Annotated in this window: 4 protein-coding genes; all 4 read left to right on the top strand. The window is 70.9% G+C overall.

Translation table 11 applies throughout. The annotated features are described in order from the left end of the window. On the top strand, positions 1–544 hold a 544-nt coding region (locus D3H34_RS30905; protein WP_147400532.1), incomplete at its 5' end, for a DUF4384 domain-containing protein. 55 nt (positions 545–599) lie between these two features. After that, positions 600–2198 (top strand): murein transglycosylase A, encoded by a 1599-nt coding sequence (gene mltA, locus D3H34_RS30900; protein ID WP_119558658.1) that lies wholly within the window; start codon positions 600–602, stop codon positions 2196–2198. Positions 2199–2309: 111 nt separating this feature from the next. Beyond that, the gene (locus D3H34_RS30895; protein ID WP_286186482.1) at positions 2310–2978 is read left to right on the top strand and encodes a hypothetical protein; all 669 of its coding nucleotides are present in this window, start codon (positions 2310–2312) and stop codon (positions 2976–2978) included. 27 nt (positions 2979–3005) lie between these two features. Then, positions 3006–4142 (top strand): hypothetical protein, encoded by a 1137-nt coding sequence (locus tag D3H34_RS30890; RefSeq protein ID WP_119558656.1) that lies wholly within the window; start codon positions 3006–3008, stop codon positions 4140–4142. Positions 4143–4181 lie beyond the last annotated feature (39 nt).

The following is a 4181-nucleotide window of genomic DNA, read 5'->3' as shown; positions in this document are numbered from 1 at the left end:
GCCTCCCCCTCCGCCGCCGCACCCGAAACCGCGTACGCCGGTCGAATCGCTGCAATCGCTCGCGGCGGGCGCCGCGCCGGGCTTCGATGTCACGGCCGCGCCGAAGAAGGGCGAGGTCGCCATCGGCAAGGACAAGCTGGCCTTCGAGGTGCGCAGCAAGCGGGACGGCTTTGTCTACGTGTTCCTGCTGTCCAGCGGCGGCGAGATGTTCCTGCTGTTCCCGAACCTGCTCGACAAGTACAACAAGATCACCGCCAACGCAGCGCTCGCACTGCCGCGCGCCTCCTGGCCGATGGATGCCGGCGGGCCGGCGGGCACCAACCAGTTCGCGGTGCTCGTGAGCGAGCACGAGCGCGACTTCAGCGCCTCCGGCGTGCAGAACGAAGGCGTGTTCCCGCAGTTCCCGCTGCCGGTGCTCTCCGCGCTCGAAGCCACGCGCGGCACCGGGCCGTCGCCGCTCTTGGGCAAGCCGGTCTGCCCGGGGGGCGCGGCCAGCTGCAACGACGTCTATGGCGTCGCGAATTTCAAAATCGTCGAGAAGTAATCGTCTGTAGAGCGTCGGCCGCCTGCGGCCCCCTTTCCATGACCAGGAGACTTTCATGCACACGTCACCGTCATCGCCACCGTCTCTGCACTTCGCTCGCACCGCCTGCCGCACGTCTGCCGCAGCGGCCCTCGTGCTGCTGGCCGCCTGCACCGGCATGCCGCCGCCCGCGCCGTCAACCGATACGAGCGCCCCCAGCGCCGCACCTGCTGCACCGGCCGCACCGGCCCGCCCCACGGGCGGCAGCGTGGCCGGGCAGGCGCGCACCTTCTCGACCCAGCTCGCCACCTACACCTCCGTCGGCTTCGACGCCGTGCCCGGCTGGGCGCGCGACGACTTCTCGGAAAGCTGGCCGGCGTTTCTGGGCAGCTGCAAGGTGCTCAACGGCCGCGGCGTCGAGTGGAAAGAGGTGTGCGACCGCGCGCTGAAGGTCGACGGCAAGAGCACGCAGGCGATCCGCGGCTTCTTCGAGAGCGAGTTCTCGGCCTATCAGATCCGCGACGACGACCGCAAGCCCGACGGCGTGGTCACCGGCTACTTCGAGCCCGAGATCGCGGGCAGCCGCACCTACGCCGCGCCGTTCATCTACCCGGTCTACGGCCAGCCCGAGGACATGCTGTTCGTCGATGCGCGCAAGCTTCCGGCCGGCAGCGGCACGGTGGCCGCGAAGGTCGAGGGCCGCAACGTGGTCGTGCAGACCGGCCTGAGCACGCGCGACATGGGCGCGCCGGGCCTCTACGCGCTCGACCTTTCCGCCATCACCCGCGACACGCTCGACCGCAAGGTGCGCCTGCGCATCGACGGCAAGCGCCTGCTGCCGTACTACACGCGCGAAGAGATCGAGACCAAGGGCGCGCCCAACGCCAAGGTGCTGGCTTTCGTGAGCAGCGCCACGGCGCTGTACGAGATGCAGATCCAGGGCTCGGGCCGCATCAAGCTGCCCAGTGGCGAGATCGTGCGCGTGGCGTATGCCGAGCAGAACGGCCAGCCCTTCCGCCCGACCATCGCGCAGGCTGCCAACGGCAAGCCGCGCAGCGCGGTCAAGGTGCGCGGCGGCTCGCTCGAGCTGACGCTGGACGACGGCGACGACGAAGACACGGGCGCCATCGACAGCAGCGTGATCCGCACGCGTGGCTTCACGCTGGCGCGGCCCACGGCCAGCGGCGCGGTGGTGGTGCCGGGGCGTCGCACGGCCGGCGCGGTGGCCGGCTCGGGCATCAAGGACCCGAGCTACGTGTTCTTCAAGGAATCGACCTCGCCCGCGGGCGGACCGGTGGGCGCCTTCGGCGTGCCGCTGTCGGCCGGCCGCTCGATCGCGGTCGATCCGCGCAGCACGCCGCTGGGCTATCCGGTGTTCGTGTCGACACGCACGCCCGGCAGCGGCGCGCCCATGCAGCGCCTGACCATCGCGCAGGACACCGGCGGTGCGATCCGTGGCGCGGTGCGCGCCGACTATTTCTTCGGCAACGGCCAGCAGGCCGCCACCAACGCGCGCCGCATGAAGGAGCGTGGGCAGCTGTGGATTCTTCTGCCGCGCGGCCTCGCCGTGGCGCAGGCGGCGGTGTCGGGTGCGATCCGCACGCGCGGTGGACCGGTCGGCGCCAATCTCCCGCAGTGCCTCGTTCCTACCGAAGGTGTCTGCGTCGACGACTGACCTCACTTCTTTCGAACCCCTTGGCCCTTCATGCAGGAAACCCTTTCGTCAGCGGAAAGCTCTGAACTCGTCCGCCTCTGGCGGCGCCGGCAGACGCTGTCCTCTGACGACATGGGCACCATGTACCGCATCGTGGGCGATGCGCTCGTGGCCTGCAACCCACCCGAGCTGCAGGTACTGGGCGAAGGGCGTCAGGAGCTGGTGGCGCAGTTCATCTACGTGAAGGTGCTGCGGCTCGATGCCGATCCCGACGAGTCCGAAGAGCGCGCGGGCCACAGCGCGCCTTCCACCGCCTTCGCGCTGTGCGCGTACTTCCGCCGCTACCTCATCGACTGCACGCGCGCCAGCGCGTTTCGCCGCAAGGTCTCCATCGGCGACCAGATCACCGAAGCCCAGCTCGAGGACGAACTCGGCCCCGGCGAAGACCTCGACGGTTGCCTGGCCGAGCACGGCCTCAGCGCGCAGGCGGTGCAGATGTCGGCGCGTGCCTTCATTGCCGGGCTGCCCGAGCCCGAGCGCATCCTGCTGTGCGAGGGCTTCGGGCAGGAGGCCGAGGGCGGGCTGTCAGGTGTGGCCTCGCGCCATGCCATTGCCTCGTACCACTACCGCGCCGGCCGGCTGGGCCTCGTGCACAAGCGCGACGGGCTGGGCGCCGGCTATGCGCAGACCCGCATCGGCAGCTGGATCGGCCAGACCCTGGGCATCGCGATCGCGGCCGACAACATGGCGGCGATCCTGCAGGTTTTCAAAATCCTCGGGGCTGAAGCGTCTTATGTCTGAAGACATAGCCATTCAGGAACAGACGCCATGACCACCGACCTCTGGCCCCCGCTCAGCGTGATCCGCCATGCGTTCGAAACCGGCGCGCCGGCGGAAGACGCGCCACCGGGCGTCGCCCCCGTGGCAATGCCGCACAGCGGCGTCGGCGCCAGTGCAAATGCGCCCGCCGCGCCGGACCTGCTGCTGCCCCTGACCGAATTGGCCCGGCGCCGCGAGGCTGTCGCCCGGCGCGCCTTCACCGCGCGCTGGGCGCCGGGCCGCCTCGTGAGCGTGGTGCACGACGGGCGCCTGCTCGGCGTGCTGCTCGACCGCTGCATCCACGGCGACCTCTGGCAGGGCTGGATGGCCGCGGGCGAGCCCGACTGGGCCTCGGACTTCGACGTGCTGCTGGAGCCCGACGACGAGCCTTTCGAGCCGATGTTCGGCGTGATCCAGGCGTGGAACGTGCTCACGCTCGAGCCCAGCCCGCAGCTGGCCGCGCGTGTGCTCGGCGAGGTGTCGGCCACGCGGCTCGCCGCGATCCGCGCGGTGCACGACGAGTGGGCTGCGCGCGCGGCGTCCGACATTGCGCCGGCGCCGGGGCGCATTGCATTGCGTGATGTGGGCGGTGCGTTCTCGGTGCTGTCGGGCACGCCGCTGGGCCCGCAAGACCCGCGCACCGACTACCAGACGCTGTACCGCGACGCGGGTCTGCAACTCGGTCGTGCGCTCGCGCCACCGCAGGACTCGCCCGCTCCCACCCCCGCGCCTTCGCCCGCCCGACCGCAGCCGCGGCCCGAGGACGGCTGGTGGGGCAGCATCCGCCGCTGGTTCGGCGCGGAAGGCTGGGCGCGCCCGGCCTTCGCGGCGGTGGCGTTGTTCGCGGTGATCCAGAACGTGGGGCTCATCGGCGGGCGCGGCGCCACCGAAGACGACGAAGTGCGCTTTCGCTCAGTGCCCACGGCGCCCGTTGTGGTGCAAGCCAACCTGGTCGTGCGCTGGAAGGACGGCGTGCGCATCGATGAAGCGGATCGGCTGCTGCGCACGATGTCGGCGGAAGTGGTCGGCGGGCCGGGGGCCAACGGCGTCTGGCGTCTGCGGGTGGACGATCCGGTGGGGGGGCTGTCGGTGCTGGCGTCATCGCCATTGGTCGCGTCGGTCGGGCCGGCTTCGGAGAAGCCATGACACGCGCCGCGCGTCCCTCTTTCTCCCTCCCCTTCCGGG

This window comes from Acidovorax cavernicola, from assembly GCF_003581445.1.
The sequence above is the reverse complement of the archived record's forward strand: the minus strand, read 5'-3'. Positions and strand labels throughout refer to the sequence as shown.

Bases quoted from the DNA above. Each gene is read 5' to 3' on its own strand.
- mltA (WP_119558658.1), top strand. From the start codon at position 600: ATGCACACGTCACCGTCATCGCCACCGTCTCTGCACTTCGCTCGCACC.
- D3H34_RS30895 (WP_286186482.1), top strand. From the start codon at position 2,310: ATGGGCACCATGTACCGCATCGTGGGCGATGCGCTCGTGGCCTGCAAC.
- D3H34_RS30890 (WP_119558656.1), top strand. From the start codon at position 3,006: ATGACCACCGACCTCTGGCCCCCGCTCAGCGTGATCCGCCATGCGTTC.